We start from the raw sequence: 15,905 nt of genomic DNA, 5'->3' as shown, positions 1-15,905 counted from the left end.
TTGCTCATCAAATTTGATATTTTCCTTAGTTAAAATTTCACAAAGTCTTTTGTATATGTCGTCTTGGTCTATTTTTCTAAATTCAAATTTTTGGCATCTTGAGACTATTGTTTCCGGTATTTTAGCTAATTCTGTGGTTGCCAAGATAAATATCACGTGTGCCGGTGGCTCTTCAAGGGTCTTTAAAAGTGCATTAAATGCCCCTGCAGAAAGCATATGTGCCTCGTCTATTATATAGACCTTGTATTTTGCATAAGATGGCAGATACATCACTGTTTCTTGCAAAGCTCTGATGTTGTCCACGCTATTATTAGAGGCTGCATCTATTTCCACTGTATCAACCATATAATTTTTGCATGATTGACACTCATTACATGGTCCTTTTTCTTCGTCATAGTTTTCACAACTGACAGCCTTGGCAAAAACCTTAGCAGTAGAGGTTTTTCCTGTACCTCTTACGCCTGTAAATATATATGCGTGAGAAATTTTGCCCAGCTTTATTTGATTTTTAAGTACATTTGTTACTTGAGATTGACCCACTATTGTCTCAAAATCAGTAGGTCTATATTTTCTATATAGAGCTATCGACATAATTTACTCCATCGAATATTTTATAGAATAAAAGTGATATTTTTAATTTAATTGTCTTTTTAAATTATTATTATAACATATTTTGATATTTATTTAAAGTCGTTTAGCTTTTACAAATATTATAAAAAGAGCTGATTTTGAATGTTTATGTGTCAAAATCAGCTCTAAATTTATTTGTTATTAAACCATAAAGTATCGGTAAAAGTCATTGAACCTAAGCTCTATTACTGCTCCGCCATCTTTGTGATTATATGCTCTGACTTCCCCTTCATAGGCTTCTACGATTTTTTTGACTATTGAAAGGCCTAGTCCGTTATGTCCGCCCTCGCCCTTATAAAATCTTTCAAATACTTTATCTTCTTCTCCATTTTTAAATCCCGGTCCGTCATCTCTTATGGTAAAGATAAAGTCCTTATCTTTTATTATCAAGTCACAATATATCTTACTTTTTGCATATCTAAGTGCATTTCCAAGTATGTTGTTTAACAGCTTATTATATTTTTCTACCTCCAGCTCAACCGACAATGCCATGGGAAAGTTATTTATTATTTCAATCTTACCGCTTTGCACATCTACGCTCTTGAGTGCAAGCTCTTCTACGCTTTCATAAAAATTAATTCTTTTTACTTCTTTATAATTATATTTTGACGGTCCATCAAAGGAGCTCAGGTAAAGAATAGAGCCTATTGCCTGTGACAGCTTGTTGCTCTCGTCTATTATTATATTGAGTGCATCTATTTCTTCGCCCTTTTCCATTACTCCATCTCTTATCGCTTCTGCGTAGCCACTTATTGACATAAGTGGGGTTTTAAGCTCGTGAGATGTATTTTGGAAAAATTCTATTTGAGACTGGTTAGCCTCCTGCATTTTTTTAGTGATTTCCTTTAATTCATCGTTTATTTCGCTGATTTCATCCTTGCTATTGACTTGTTTCCAATTTATCTTCCCTGTAAGTCGTATGTTGTTTATGTTGTTTCTTAAAGCTGACATTGGTCCTATCAGTCTTACCTCAAAGATTAACGACAACACTAGGGCAAACAACATTGTAAACAAAAAGCCTGAGAACATTATCCTTTGCATATAAAGGTTTATCGCCTTAGTCTCTTTTAAATATGGCTCTATTATTACATTCGCAACTATTTTTTTATTTAGCACGATAGGTGCTACTATCTGTGCAAAATCAGATTTTTTAGAAAATGGTGTTTTTATTACCCAGTATACTTTACCTGAATTGGTCTTTATATACAAATTTGATGTTGCCAAATTTTTGGCAAACATTGATTTTTGTATCAAAATCGGGCTATCCTGCAAGGTAAAGTAGTAGTAATCTTCGTTGCTTAATAAATTTCCAACTTTGATGTTGTCTACGTTCTTAATACTTTTTTGGCTTAGATTGTTAGACACCTCTGATGCAACGTATCTTGATGATGTTTTGCAAAAATCAGCATATTCATTTCTACCCATATATATAAGCGAGAATGTTATAATAACTGAAAAAACTATGGTAGAAATTATTGCTATTGCAACATGACTAAATATAGTTTTAATTGCTAGTTTCTTCATCTTTATCAAGCCTATATCCGTAACCCCATATTGTATTAATTCTAACTGTCGCATCTACGTCTTTTAATTTCTTTCTAATTCTTTTTATTGTATCGTCAACGTTTCTTTCATAGCCTTCTGTATCGGAGTATCCCCATACATTGTGTATTATACTTTCTCTAGTCTTTGGTGTGCTCATATTTCTCATCAAAAATTCCAATACATCATATTCCTTGATAGTCAAAAACACTTCTTTATCTCGTGCTTTTGCAATCCTATTTTCAGTATCCATGAAAAAGTCTCCGCTGGATAATGTGCTCTGCTCATCTTGCACCTGATTTGTATGCTGTACTACCGGTGAGGCTTTACGTTTTAGTATTATTTTAATTCTTACCACCAGTTCTCTAGGAGAAAATGGTTTTGCCAAAAAATCATCAGCTCCAAGCTCTAACCCCAAAACTCTGTCAAATTCCTCAGACCTTGCTGATACAAATATTATTGGCACATCGCTACTTTTTCTAATCTCTCTGCACAAGTCCAGTCCGTCCATGCCATCCATCATGATGTCTAAAACCATAAGGTCAGGCTCTTTTTTGTTAAATTCTTTTAATGCGTCATCGCCATTTGAAAAAGTCTTTACTGCATAGCCTTCTTTTTTTAAGTACATAGCTATTAAATCTACTATTCTTTGCTCATCGTCAACTATAAATATTTCTTTCATATCCTTCTCACTTTATTTAATTAATTTTTTGTGTGCTTATTTATATCAATTGTTTCTATGTTTGGCATAGTAGTTGTTGATTTTTTGTCACTATTTATTTCTCTTATTCTCAACTGAATGTCATTTTGCAAATCTGTAACTTCTTTGATGTCCATTATATTTTTTATTTTGTCAAACTTTTTGATATAGCTTGATGCCTCATCACTATATCCTGCCATATACAAATAGCTTATGCTACTCATTATGTCTTTTACGCTACCTGACTTTACTTCAAATGCAATTTGTGCCCCAACTATTTCGTCTCTAATTTCACTCATTTCATTGTCCAACATAAACGCTGAGTCTGCCGCATTTCTTAGCTTTTGTGAAAGATCATCAGGCAAAAGATGGTCATACTTATATTTTAAGGAATGCTCTATGGTTGCCCAAAAGTTCATAGCCAAGGTTCTTATTTGGATTTCGGCTAATATATTTTTAACTCCGGTTACTGTCTGCACTGGATACTTTACGACTATATGATAGCTCCTATAGCCACTTTTTTTGGAGTTTTTTATGTAATCTTTTTCGTAGGCAACCTTCATATCAGACCTTGATTTTATTAAATCTGCAACTGTATATATATCGTCTACGAATTGACACATAATTCTAATGCCGGCTATATCCTCAATCTTTGTCTCAATATCCTCTTTAGTAAGAGGTACATCTAATCTATTTGCTTTTTCTATAATTGAAGAAATTTTTTTGACTCTGCCAGTCACAAATTCTATAGGAGAGTAGCTGTCATGGTCTTTTAACTCATTTCTAATGTTTTTAAATTTTATTTTAAGTTCTTCTACTGCAAATTCGTAGGAGATTAAAAAGTCTTTCCACGAAAATACGTCCATTGTCATTCACCTTTGGCAAAATTTTCTTTATTATTTCAAATTCAAAAAATTTATATACAATTTATTAAAATTCAATTATTTCTCTATTGTCAATCGCCTCTTGCACAAGCCTTTGCACATCAAGTCTAGCCTCATTTTTTTCACATTTTTCCTTTTTAGGCTTTGTTGCAGGATTTTTTGGCAAAAATACTGTGCAGCAATCCTCCTCCTGAATTATTGATGTCTCGTAAGTGTTAATCTGTCTTGCTATATCTATAATTCCTTGCTTATCTGTAGCTATAAGCGGTCTAAACACCGGCAGCTTATCTACTACTGCATCACTGCAAATAAGTCCCTCAGATGTTTGAGATGCAACCTGTCCTAGGCTCTCTCCTGTAACCAGCGAAAGTGCTCCATAACTTAGTGCAATTTCTTGAGCTATTCTCATCATAAATCTTCTTGATAGAATTGTCATATATTCTGTGTTGCATTTCTCATTTATTTCTTGCTGTATTGGCAAAAGATTTACTAAATGAACTCTGATGTTTCCGCAGTAGCCTGTGAGGATTTTCACTAGCTCAAGCACTTTTTCTTTACCCTTCTCACTTGTAAATGGATAGCTGTGAAAATGCACCGCCTCTACAAAAAGTCCTCTCCTTGCCATCAAATATGTCGCTACCGGAGAGTCTATACCACCTGAAAGCAATACGCAGGTTTTGCCATTTATTCCTCTAGGTAGTCCGCCCTCAGACTCGATTTTTTCTGTAAATACTATATTTTGTCTTTCTCTAAACTCTATGTGTATAATCACATCAGGATTGTTTACATCTACGTCCAGGTTTTCAAATTCCGCTAGGATTTTTTCACCTAGGTCTGCATTCATTTGCATTGAAGTCATAGCTATAGATTTATCTATACGCTTTGTAGTGACTTTGAAGGTTTTAAACGGCTTTTGCTCATATTTTAATCTTACCAGCTCTTTTACCAGCTCAATTAAGTTGTCATAACCACTATCGCCTGACATAGCCGGAGATATAGTCACTACACCAAATATATTTTTTATCTTTGAGATTACTTCTTTGTAGTCTACTCCATCTGCTAAATTCAGTTCTATTCTATTGTTGTTTTTTGTAACCTTTACTCCTTGCATATTTTTTGTGGCAGCTCTGAGATTACGCATTAGGGCATTTACAAACTCAAACTTATTTTTCTTTTTTATGGAAATTTCACCATTTCTTACAATTAGCTTATCGTACATCTATATTAAATTCCTCACTTATAAACTATTTTTTTAAAGTGTATTTTGTAACTGCTCTAATTTTGCTGACGCTTTGCTGCAATTTTTCTACTACAAAATCAATCATTGCCTTATCTATATTTTCGTCTAGTGAAAATCTAATCGTCCCGTCAATATATTTATCGTCCAGTTTTATATTTTGTAATACTCTAGATGTCTTTTTTTTGGATGAACAGGCAGAACCCGTAGATACATATATTTTATCCATCTCAAGATAGTGTAGTAGTATCTCAGATTTTACTCCTGCAAAGGAAACGCTCAAAATATGTGGTGCACTAATTATCGGTGTATTTATATTTATGTCTGCAAGCTTTTTGATTATACTTTCTTTTAGATAATCTCTCACTTCTGAGATTTTTTTTGTATAATCGCCCATTTTTATAATTTTGTCTACTGCTACGCTAAATCCTGAGATAAGTGCCACGTTTTGAGTACCTGACCTAAATCCGCTTTCTTGCCCACCGCCATAAATTAGTGGAGCAATCTTAGTGTTTTTCTTTATATATATAAAGCCAATTCCCTTTGGTCCATGTACCTTATGTGCACTTGTAGTAATGATATCTACATTTAAGTCCTCTACATCTATCGGAAATTTTAAATATGACTGCACGCTGTCACTGTGGACTATAGTAAGTGGATTTTGTTTTTTTACAAGGCTTGTGATGGTTTTTATATCGTTTAAAGCACCGGTTTCATTGTTGACGTGCATTATTGAAACAAGTGTGGTATCTTTTCTCACCTTATCTGTTACATCATTTGGATTTATTACTCCGTATTTATCAGGCTCAATATAGGTTACCTCGTAGCCTTCGTTTTGCTCTAAATATTTAAATACATTGTTTACACTGTCATGCTCTATGTTGTCGGTAATTATATGCTTGCCTCTATTTTGGCAAGCTCTAGCAACTCCAAGTATTGCAGTGTTATTTCCCTCAGAACCTCCGGAGGTGAAATAAATCCCTTCTTTGTCAGCATTAATTGAGCTTGCAATAATTTCTCTCGCCTTTGACAATTTTTTTTCTGCTATAGATGCCACATCGTAGGCTGCTGATGGATTGTAGTTTGCATTTTTATATACATCTGTTATCTCGTCTACTACTTCATCATATATAGAGGTTGTGGCACTATTGTCTAAATAAACCAAAACAATTCCTTTCTTAAATATTTTATACAAATAAAATTTATATTAACTTAAAAATTAATTTTATAGTCAAAAATTAGAATTATCACATTTATCTTTTTATTTTAAAAATCATTTCAATTTTACCATAAATTACAAATAATTGAAACCATTTTTGACGTAATACTAACTTACTTTGAAAATTATAGTACAACTATTGAAAAGAAATTTGTGTTGCTCTGTGATACAAAAAAATTTATAATGAAAAATAATACTAAATTTTCTTATGTAAGTTAGTATAAAATAGACTGTTTTTTACCAAGTTAGCATTTAAAAATTAAATGTATTTATATTATTTTATAGCTATTTCATTTTTGTACAAAAAACACTCTTGGAATTTAAATGTTTATAAATAATATGTTAGATAATTCATCTACTATATTTATTGTTTAACACTTAAACTAATCCAAGAGTGTTTTCGGATAATTTTATTTATTTTGTAATTGCCGTATATTTAAAGCTGTCTATAGGGTAATTGCTAAGATCAATTAAATTATTTGCACCTGCTCCCGGGTCATATTCTACAGCAACATTGGATAGATCATAATCGACTTGAGTGGTAGCTCCGGTTGGTCCTTTGACAATATTTGGCTGCGTAACTAATTGCACTTTGCCGTCGCTTGTCACTTTTACGCTGTCTAGTGGGATAGGGTTGCCATTTTTATCTGAAACAGTAAATTTTGTCTTGTCTATTTCCGCTGCCTTTATTGCTCTACTAAATCCTAAATCAATTGTCTGTGTATTTTTGCCGTCTGCTGTAGTAGATTTTCCCTCTTCTGCTTTTGTCACATCAGGAGGAGCCATGCCAAATACTCCACTTTCAAAGGCTACTTTGCTTTCCGGCGGTACTTTGCCCTTTTTGAAATAAACTGCCTGCGTGCCTATCTGAGGAGACGTGGTCTTGTTTGAAAAATCTCCTCCGGCATCAATAGGAATTAGAGTGTCAGCTCCTTTAACTATGGTGTTGTCTGCCATTTTTATTGCTCCAAAATCTCCAAAATACATCGGCATAGAGGAATTGTTATTTTTATCAGTCAACACCGCTTTTATAAGTAGATTGCTAGTGCCCGGCTTGGTTATTACTTTTAAATTTACATTATAACTGCCGGTTTTATCTGTCTGAAAGTCAAATTTATCTGTTTTTATCATGTCAAAGGTATAAAGTTGTTCTGACTTTCCTGCAAAATTTGCTCCAAAACTTCTTCCCGAAAAAAGTCCGCTGTTATCGACTTTGCCTTTTTGTAATCTTATTATTCTAAATCCGCCAAGATTCGGCTCGTATTCAAAGGCAAACCCTGAAATCTGTTTTTGCTCAAATACTGCTGTGCCTTCTTTTCTAGTCGCCCCGTTTATTAATATTCTATATCCTGTGTTATCTCCACTGACGCTGACTTTTGTATTTATTGAATAATTATATTTGTCTACGTCTCCTAAAGCACCGGTAGGCTTTACCTTTTTTACTGCATCGTCTGTTACTGCTGATATATACATATTATCTGTGGTTATACCTGCATCACTTGAATATCCATCTATTTTTATTTCACCTGTGACCGGGTCTACTTTAGCATTGCCATCATTGATAGCCTTTTGCATCATTGCGTACCATGTGTCATTTAATATAAGTGTCGGTGTGTTTTTCAAGTCGTATTGCTCGGTTAATATGAACTTTATCACTTTTCCGGTCGCCTGCTTAACTGCCTTTGTTCCAACTGTCGTATCTACCATTTTTGCTGAGGCGTAGTTTATATTGCCTGACTTAAATGAATTTTCCGCTCTGACTTGAGATGTTACGTCATACTCAGAGTTGCCTAATTTACTTTTCTTTGCTTTTATGTCAAATTTTATATAGTTTGGCACTTCTATATTTTCCATTGTAAATGTAAGATCCAAGCTTTGGCTGTTTACAAAATTTGAAAATTCTGTGGAAGTGCCGTTAGATATGTCAGGATTTAAATCCAGCTCTTTTTTTGTAAGTGGATTTCTAAATTTTACCGCTCCATCTCTTGAATATATATAGGCATAGTTGTCGTCAAATTTAGATGGTATATCCTCTATTAGATATACTTCTTTTGAATATCCAATCATTCTTGATATTGTATCAGACAAGCCTCTAGTATATATTTGAGTTTGAGCCTTTGTAGAATTCATAAAGAATGATTTTATTTGGAAGTTAAATATATTCATAATGGCAATGGAAATAATTGAAAATATTGTAATCGCAACCAATAATTCTATTAAAGTAAATCCTCTGCTTTTTTTCATATCTACCTCCAAACCACATCTGACACATTATATTTATCTAGGTCTATGTGCAGGTCTTTATTTTTTACATACTTAACGTCATTGAGTAAATCCCAACCGAAAACTATGTTTGTGCTTTCAACACTTTGTTTCATCGTGTATAGTTTCAAGCTGTTAAAGTATATCTCAGATACTGCACTATCCTTTTTACCTACTAGTGCAGTCACAACACCATAGTTATTCAAGCGTAGCTTTCGTACTTGAAAATTCTTGTCGTCTTCTACAGCTTTTATAGGCAATATCCTAGCCGAATTTTGTTCAACCTGAAAATCTTTTGTGGCTGCATCCTCGTCCTTATTGTAGTTTATAAATGTCCATAAGTTATCCCCTTGGTACATAAAAACTTGGTTGCCTGTAAATGTCTCAATCATACTTATTTCTTTGTTTTTACTATCCATTGTAGCTAATGAGCTCGCATCCACATCCCCTGTGTCGGTAGTGCCTTGTATGCCTGCCACATGGACAACTGTTTTTATAATAGATATCAATGCTGACTTTGATGGAGTTATTGAGTCATTATTTTTATATATTAAAATTTGGTCATTATTGTAAGGCTTAACTGGTTTTCTCTCTAATAAGTTGTAATTCATCACCACTATTTTGTCATAAGGTACGCCGGTAGTGCCATATTTAAATCTTGTAGAGCTTAATGTATCAGAGCCTGCTCTTTTTTCCAGTCTTATAAAGTCAGCTTGTCCTGTGCCCAATTCTTTGTAAGACAAATATGCCAAAATATTATTTGCCTCATTTTCTCCTGTTTCGTCTATCTTGTCGTCTCTCAAATCTATATCTGTGAAAATCTGAGAGTCTCTAAAAGCATTAAAGCTCAATCCAAATTTTGATGTACCTGATCCATTGTAAGGTGTACTTGAGCCTTTTAATACTCCCCATTTCATAGCAGTCGCAGTGTTGTCCTTATCATAGGAAAGAAAAACCCTATTGTTTGTTATAGCCATAAATACTTTATTTTCCTTTGGTCCTCCATAGACTATCTTCTTAATAATAGGTTTTTCTCCACCGGTCTTTGCAATCTCCGGTTTATTAAGCCAAGAATATGCATCACCTAAAAAATTGACGTCTTTCCAATTTAACCCATCTCTAGAATATCTTATGTTAGTCTTTGAAGAAGTGCTAGTCGCCATTACAAATAAAGGATTGTCATTACCTCCATAGGCAAGTGCCGTAACCGGAGCTTTTTCTTGTGTAGTATAAAAAGTTTTTCCGTCCCCTGATATAAGTAAACCTTCTTTAGTGCCGGCAACTACTCTTATTTCTGATACTTTGTAAGGTATTATGCTTTCATTTAAAGAGGTATCCGTACCTTTTGTATATTTTAAAACAAATTTATACGTTCCCGGTTTCATTTGACCTGAGGGTGTAATGTCCAAATTAAATTTAATTTTTAAAGGTTGCACGCCTTTTTCCACTGTTTCAGGAATTGTGTATGAATTGCCACTTTTTGTGCCGGAGATGCTGTTTAGTGCCGGGTCTGTATTTTCTATGAAATCCACACTCTTAACTCCGCTTGAGGTCATATCGTCCAAAAGGTTTTTGCCGGCAACTTTTCCAATTAACTGTGGTGTAATGGTAAATCCTGCCAGTTTTTCAGGGTCTATATACAAGCTTATACTTTTCCTAGGATTACCATACACTACGTTTAGTGCATTATCGTAGCTAAATTTATCCTCCGGTGCTTTCTCAGGGTCAAGTATTAGCTGTCCGTCTTTATTTTCCACTTCTTTATCTCTTATTCTGTTGTCAGCTTTAAATGCCATAAATGTAGCCATATCTATGTCACTTGAAGCATAAGTCCAATCGTTGAGCAGTCTATCAATTTTAGTAGTATAGGTTGTACCTGTAATCTTACTTGTTATTGCTGTACCTGTGCCTAATGGTGCATCTTTAAATAATTCATACGTTGCGTTGGTGCTGCCACTATTTTTCATTTCTTCTTCAAGCTTTTGTTTTGACTCGTAAGTTTTTTTAGATATCTGCCCGGCTGACGAAGTCTGTTTGAATGTGTAGGCAAAAATAGCACTGCTTGTAATCATAACTATGGCTAATAGAGTAAGAGCAATAAGCACTTCTATTAGGGTCATTGCTTTATGTTTTTTAATCAATTCTATCCCACCTTAATTTTCCGAAATTAATTTGTTCAATTTTATACATTTCGTTTACTACATCTTCGTTCTTAGGCAAAGTTTCTTTTGGTATAGCATTATAAATCAATGATGTATTTATGCCCATATCCAATTTGTCACATATGATTGAGCCGGCCAAGCTTACTTTTGGAGAGGTAGCCGCTGTCAAGGCTTTCTCACCGTATGGAGCTATTGACACTGTGCTAAGCGGAGCATATATAAAAGCATTCGCCTTATATTTTTCTGTGGAGGCAAGCCCTACACTAATATTTATATCTCCTCCTGAGGAAAAGATGTTGCCTACAAAAAATGGTCTGACGTCACTGATTGATGTACCTAGAGTACCAACAGCGTTTCCCATTACTAAATTGCCCCCGGCCATGTAAACATTACCCTTAAAGTGCCAATTTGCCCTATTAAATGTAGCATTTGAGTCGCCGTAATAATATATGTTTAGCTGGTCTGCATTGTTTATATCACTACTGTTATAATTAAATTGTCCATCATCAACCACTAGGCTCTTTCTTACATAGAAATTGACTTTTGAATTGTCTTTAATTATTATATCTGCATCTAAACTTAAATCATCAACGTAGAAGTTTGCTGTTGCTCCACCCTCAACTATGATTGCCCCAACTCCTAAATTTTTAAATTTTCTTGAATAGATATTCGCTACTCCTGAACCTTTTATATATAATTTGTTGCTTTCTACTATAAATTCGTCTGCCACTAGGCTTGGATTATAGTCAGCTAATATTTTCAGTGATGATCTGTCGCCTAAACCTAGTCTTACCACGATTTTACTGTAGGTGGTTAGAGGGTCGGATATTATTTTGTCATAACCTTTTTCTCTATTTGTAATGGCTATCGGATTGTCTGTCCAAAGCTGTGCTAAGCTTTTTGAGCCTTGCGTCACTTTTTGAAACTCTGTTTCTTTTTGCGGTATATCTATAGGCAGATATGGTTTAGGTAAATTTTCACTTGCAACTAAATTTTTTGTATCCTCAAGCACCTTTCTTTCTTCAAAGGTTTTTAAAAGTGAACTTGATACCTCAGGCACTTGAAACTGTCCGTATATTTTAGCATAGGTGGCTGCTCCCAGTATATTTTTATTTACATCAATGTCGGCTTCATCTGTAATACCTGTCATAACGGCAGGTCCAACATTTGTCAAATCTTTCGTATATGTTATACTAGAGCCACCTCTCATGGCTATATGTGAATTTACATAGGCTGCTGTATTTATTACTGATGGTATTAGCCTTCCATCATCGCCCTCAGCCTCTGAGCTACTATATGTTCCTAGGATTGAGCTGGTTTTATCAAGTAAGATATTATTTTTTATGACGTCTTGAGTAGCATCGATAGGTAATTTTACACCCGGCTTTAATACTGCACCTCTTGAAACAAGTTGTATGCCTTTTTGTGAATTTTTTTTGAACATCAATTGAAAATATTCACCTGTAGCTATTTTTTCAGTTTGGCTTACTCCGGCGACTGTGGATTTTTTTTCATAATATACAGGATACCACTGATTATCGTCTCTTTTGTCTTGGTCATAGAGCATTTTAGCACCTTCATATCTTGTAAAAAGGTCTATGACGTCTTTTTTTGGTGTTGAGCTTATAAATTTGTCTGCGATATCTGCACCCGTCCTTGCTGCATAATAGGCTCTTGTCTTTTGTTGCTCTGCTATTACAGATTTACTTTCTCTATTGGCTATATACAAGGCTAGTGCTCCTACTATTGACATAATCGCAATTATCATAATTGCAAATATAAGTGCCACACCTTTTTGGGATTTATATTTTCTCATAAATTCTCCAGCTTTTAATATTTATAAATCAATTTTTAACTTAACATTTGTAATACTAAATCTTCTTTATCACAATATATCATTTAATTTCATAATATTTATTAGTCTATTTATGTCTTGTATAATAATTTAAACCGAAAATATTATACTTTTTTTATGTATATAATTATTGTACCACAATTTGAATTAAATATCTTAAATATCATCTAATTATTTATAATATTATTTAAATTAAAAAAAATATAAGCCACCCCTATAATAATAAAGTAAATTGGCTTATATTTTTCTATTTTGCATTTGCTAATTAAATTTTAGCTTTTATCAAAGCTCTATAGGCTAATAATATGCTTTATCTATAATAAAATTATGCCTTCTTTTTCAGCGTATTTTATATTTTCTTCGTCCCATACTGAGGCTTGGACTTCTCCTATGTGTTTTTTCTCAAGCATATACATACATATTCTTGATTGTCCTATACCTCCGCCCATTGTAAGTGGCAGATTGCCTTCAACTAAATCTTTGTGATACTGTCTTGTCAATCTTTCTTCCAGTCCTAATATTTTTAGTTGGGATAATAGTGATTTTTCGTCTACTCTAATGCCCATGCTGGATAGCTCTAAAGCACTGTCAGTAATTGGATTGAAAAATAATATGTCTCCATTTAAATCCCAGTCGTCATAGTCAGGTGACCTTAAATCGTGTTCTTCGCCATTTGAGAGTTTTTTTCCTATTCCTTGGATAAATACAGCTTTTTTATCTTTCGTAATTTCATATTCTCTTTGTTTTGCGTCCAAATCAGGATACATATCCAGTAGCTCTTGTGAGCTGATGAAAAATATTTCTTCAGGTAATTTTTGGCTAAGCTTTCCTTTGTATTCTTCGTTAATCATTTTTTCTGTATTTTTAAATACTTCAAATATGTCTTTTACTGTGTTGTGCAAATACTCCTGTGTCCTTTGCTCTCTTGAAATTATTTTTTCCCAGTCCCACTGGTCTACATAGACTGAATGTATGAAGTCAACTTTTTCGTTGGCTCTGATTGCGTTCATATCTGTGTAAAGTCCTTCGCCTTTAGCAAATTCATATCTTTTTAGGGCTGCTCTTTTCCATTTTGCAAGTGACTGCACAATTTCCACATGGATACCGCTATCAGTCAAATCAAACCCTACTGCCGGCTCTCCATTTAGGTTATCATTTAATCCACTTTCAGGTCTTACGAATAATGGGGCGGATACTCTTGTTAAATTTAGAGTTTTTGCTAGATTTACTTGAAAATGGTCTTTTACTTTTTTTATTGCTACTTGAGTTTGTTTAAGGTTTGTGTAGTTATTTTGCATGATAGCTCCATTCATATTTTTTTATTTATTTTTATATTTTACTACAAAATTGATGTTTTAACAAAGTCTGTTCATATATACCCAAACTTTTTTATTTTTTAAATAAAAAATGTTGTTTTTTTATATAAATTCTAAAAATATCTGATTGCTTATTTCTATTCCTTTTAGTGTCAATGACAGTTTGCCTTCTCTAATTTTTATTAAGTCTTTTTTTAGCAATTGTTCAATCTTTAATGAATATTTTTGCATAAAGTCTATATCGAATTTTTCGTTCAATTTTTTTATATCTATCCCTTGTGTCATTCTTAGTCCAAGAAATATATTTTCTTCGTATAGGGTCTGCATAACTGACTTTTCTTTGTCAACTATCGGCAGTTTGCCACTATTTATTATTTTAACATACTCTTTGTCGGCATTTTTATATCTGTATCCGTCTATAAAGGAGGCTGCTGACCTGCCTATGCCTAGATATTCTTCAAGCGTCCAGTATTTTATATTGTGGGAGCAGCTTTTACCTTTTTTAGCAAAGTTTGATATTTCATATTGTTCATAGCCTGACTCTTTCAATTTTTTTACTGTATACTCATAGATTTGCAGTGTAATTTTATCGTCCACAATAATTTTTCCGTTTTCGTACCATTTATAAAACGGTGTGCCTTCTTCTATAATCAGCATATAGGTACTTATATGCTCAGGGTTATAATAAAGAACTGTGTCCAAGGTTTTTGAAAATTTTTCTAAGCTTTGATTAGGTAGTCCCATCATCAGGTCTACATTTATGTTACCAAAATTATTTTTCCTTAGATAATTAAATGTAGTGTCAAAATCTTTTAAATCATGATTTCGTCCTAACAATGCCAGTTCGTCTTGTATACAGCTTTGTAGTCCAATGCTTACTCTGTTTATGAATGAATTTTTTAGTATGTCTATTTTTGATGCTGAAAAGCTGCTTGGGTTCATTTCTATCGTTGCCTCTAAGTGGCTAGAAAATGTAAATGAGCTTTGCAAGGTCTGCAAAAGCTCAAATAGTAAATCTTCTTCTAGTGAGGTCGGCGTGCCACCACCAATAAAAATCGTATCAGCAACGTATTTTTCCAAGCCATATTTAATATTTAACAGTTGTATTTCTTTTTTTAATGCTCCTATATACTCTTTTTTTTCTTCATAACTGCCTACATTAGAGTCAAAGTCGCAGTAGTTACATTTTGAAAGGCAAAATGGTATATGTGTGTAAACTCCAATATTTCTCATATATTTTTCCTATTGCTTTATCATTTGTGACAGTGAAATAAATATAAATTGTCCGTCCTTTAAATCTATTGTTAACGACTTTTGTATATATGCTTTAATTATGCTGTCATTTTTATCAGCAGAGTTTGAAACCTCTACATATCCAACATCACTTATCGGACTTACTGCATATCTGCCCGCCGGTAAGTCAAACCCGACCTTGTATCCGCCTTCTTTATATACTCCGCTATCAGCTTTGTACGGCTCTATTTCGCTTAATGATTTGACATCTGCATCTGAAACATAAAGATACTGACCTTTTTTCAGTTCGACATATGTACTGTTAGTAAATATATTATCCTGATATATGTCTATATCTTGTGTTGAATTTTTATTTGAAACCCTGTAGTAAGCCGGTGCACTATCATTTCTTGCGATAAGTCTATATACACCCTCTTTTAAATCTTTGCCGACTGCATAGGTATCAAATGTCATTTCATCAAGATTTTTATCCTCTTGCGTGTTTGTGGGTACAATTATATCAGCCGACTCCTCAGTAGAATTGGCACTTTCTTTACTTGTATTTTCAGATATGCTTGGGTTTTCAGCCGGTTTTTGTGTACTATTATTGGAATTATTTTCTTTGGCTATTTCTACCTGATTAGTCTTTTTACTTTTATCAGGCAAAACTGCACCTCTACTAAAAATATTGATTGTCGCTCCTAACGCAAAGCCAATTAGAGCAAAAATACCCAAAAACGCAATAAAAACCGTGATTTTTTCTTTTATATCAAGCTGTGAAAATCTCATTTTCTCCTCTTGCTATCATGTTGCGGTTTGTTAATTTCAACATTGATTTGTTTTTTTTAGACTTATATTATATAAT

At 33.5% G+C, this 15,905-nt stretch carries 12 protein-coding genes; all 12 read right to left on the bottom strand.

Features of this window, described 5'->3' with window-relative positions; translation table 11 throughout:
• The coding region (gene dnaX / locus BBG48_RS08285) for a DNA polymerase III subunit gamma/tau (protein WP_116170959.1) at positions 1 to 591 on the bottom strand (591 nt) is incomplete at its 3' end.
• A 180-nt stretch (positions 592 to 771) separates the two neighbouring features.
• Positions 772 to 2,208 carry a sensor histidine kinase gene (locus BBG48_RS08280; protein ID WP_094754387.1) on the bottom strand — a complete coding sequence of 479 codons (1,437 nt, stop codon included), beginning with the start codon at positions 2,206 to 2,208 and terminating at the stop codon, positions 772 to 774.
• Entirely contained in the window at positions 2,135 to 2,854 is a 720-nt protein-coding gene (locus tag BBG48_RS08275; protein ID WP_068912483.1) for a response regulator transcription factor, read from the bottom strand. The genes BBG48_RS08280 and BBG48_RS08275 overlap by 74 nt, the downstream gene beginning before the upstream one ends.
• Positions 2,855 to 2,874: 20 nt before the next feature.
• On the bottom strand, positions 2,875 to 3,738 hold the full coding sequence (locus tag BBG48_RS08270; protein ID WP_068912482.1) for a GTP pyrophosphokinase: 864 nt from the start codon (positions 3,736 to 3,738) through the stop codon (positions 2,875 to 2,877).
• Between the two features lie 64 nt (positions 3,739 to 3,802).
• On the bottom strand, positions 3,803 to 4,975 hold the full coding sequence (gene thiI / locus BBG48_RS08265; RefSeq protein ID WP_068912480.1) for a tRNA uracil 4-sulfurtransferase ThiI: 1,173 nt from the start codon (positions 4,973 to 4,975) through the stop codon (positions 3,803 to 3,805).
• Positions 4,976 to 5,000: 25 nt separating this feature from the next.
• The gene (locus BBG48_RS08260) at positions 5,001 to 6,158 is read right to left on the bottom strand and encodes a cysteine desulfurase family protein (RefSeq protein WP_068912478.1); all 1,158 of its coding nucleotides are present in this window, start codon (positions 6,156 to 6,158) and stop codon (positions 5,001 to 5,003) included.
• 468 nt (positions 6,159 to 6,626) lie between these two features.
• Entirely contained in the window at positions 6,627 to 8,456 is a 1,830-nt protein-coding gene (locus BBG48_RS08255; protein WP_068912476.1) for a PilW family protein, read from the bottom strand.
• A 2-nt stretch (positions 8,457 to 8,458) separates the two neighbouring features.
• Complete coding sequence (locus tag BBG48_RS08250; protein ID WP_068912474.1) at positions 8,459 to 10,615, bottom strand: type IV pilus modification PilV family protein; 2,157 nt, start codon at positions 10,613 to 10,615, stop codon at positions 8,459 to 8,461.
• Positions 10,608 to 12,452, bottom strand: a complete 1,845-nt coding sequence (locus tag BBG48_RS08245) for a hypothetical protein (protein ID WP_068912472.1) — start codon at positions 12,450 to 12,452, stop codon at positions 10,608 to 10,610. Before BBG48_RS08245 ends, BBG48_RS08250 begins: the two co-directional genes overlap by 8 nt.
• 353 nt (positions 12,453 to 12,805) lie before the next feature.
• The gene (asnA, locus tag BBG48_RS08240; RefSeq protein ID WP_068912471.1) at positions 12,806 to 13,789 is read right to left on the bottom strand and encodes an aspartate--ammonia ligase; all 984 of its coding nucleotides are present in this window, start codon (positions 13,787 to 13,789) and stop codon (positions 12,806 to 12,808) included.
• A gap of 120 nt (positions 13,790 to 13,909) precedes the next feature.
• A complete protein-coding gene (gene hemW, locus BBG48_RS08235) occupies positions 13,910 to 15,040 on the bottom strand; it encodes a radical SAM family heme chaperone HemW (RefSeq protein ID WP_068912469.1) in 1,131 nt (376 codons plus the stop codon).
• 9 nt (positions 15,041 to 15,049) lie between these two features.
• Positions 15,050 to 15,829 (bottom strand): hypothetical protein, encoded by a 780-nt coding sequence (locus tag BBG48_RS08230; protein WP_068912468.1) that lies wholly within the window; start codon positions 15,827 to 15,829, stop codon positions 15,050 to 15,052.
• Positions 15,830 to 15,905: the final 76 nt, after the last annotated feature.

The sequence above is a fragment of the Criibacterium bergeronii genome, from assembly GCF_001693775.2.
Classification (GTDB): domain Bacteria; phylum Bacillota; class Clostridia; order Peptostreptococcales; family Filifactoraceae; genus Peptoanaerobacter; species Peptoanaerobacter bergeronii.
Note: the sequence above shows the minus strand (reverse complement) of the source record. Positions and strands in the feature narration are given on the sequence as shown.

Coding starts and splice junctions, on each gene's coding strand:
- BBG48_RS08230 (WP_068912468.1), bottom strand. CDS start 15,829: ATGAGATTTTCACAGCTTGATATAAAAGAAAAAATCACGGTTTTTATT.
- BBG48_RS08270 (WP_068912482.1), bottom strand. CDS start 3,738: ATGGACGTATTTTCGTGGAAAGACTTTTTAATCTCCTACGAATTTGCA.
- thiI (WP_068912480.1), bottom strand. CDS start 4,975: ATGTACGATAAGCTAATTGTAAGAAATGGTGAAATTTCCATAAAAAAG.
- BBG48_RS08275 (WP_068912483.1), bottom strand. CDS start 2,854: ATGAAAGAAATATTTATAGTTGACGATGAGCAAAGAATAGTAGATTTA.
- hemW (WP_068912469.1), bottom strand. CDS start 15,040: ATGAGAAATATTGGAGTTTACACACATATACCATTTTGCCTTTCAAAA.
- BBG48_RS08255 (WP_068912476.1), bottom strand. CDS start 8,456: ATGAAAAAAAGCAGAGGATTTACTTTAATAGAATTATTGGTTGCGATT.
- BBG48_RS08280 (WP_094754387.1), bottom strand. CDS start 2,208: ATGCGACAGTTAGAATTAATACAATATGGGGTTACGGATATAGGCTTG.
- BBG48_RS08245 (WP_068912472.1), bottom strand. CDS start 12,452: ATGAGAAAATATAAATCCCAAAAAGGTGTGGCACTTATATTTGCAATT.
- asnA (WP_068912471.1), bottom strand. CDS start 13,789: ATGCAAAATAACTACACAAACCTTAAACAAACTCAAGTAGCAATAAAA.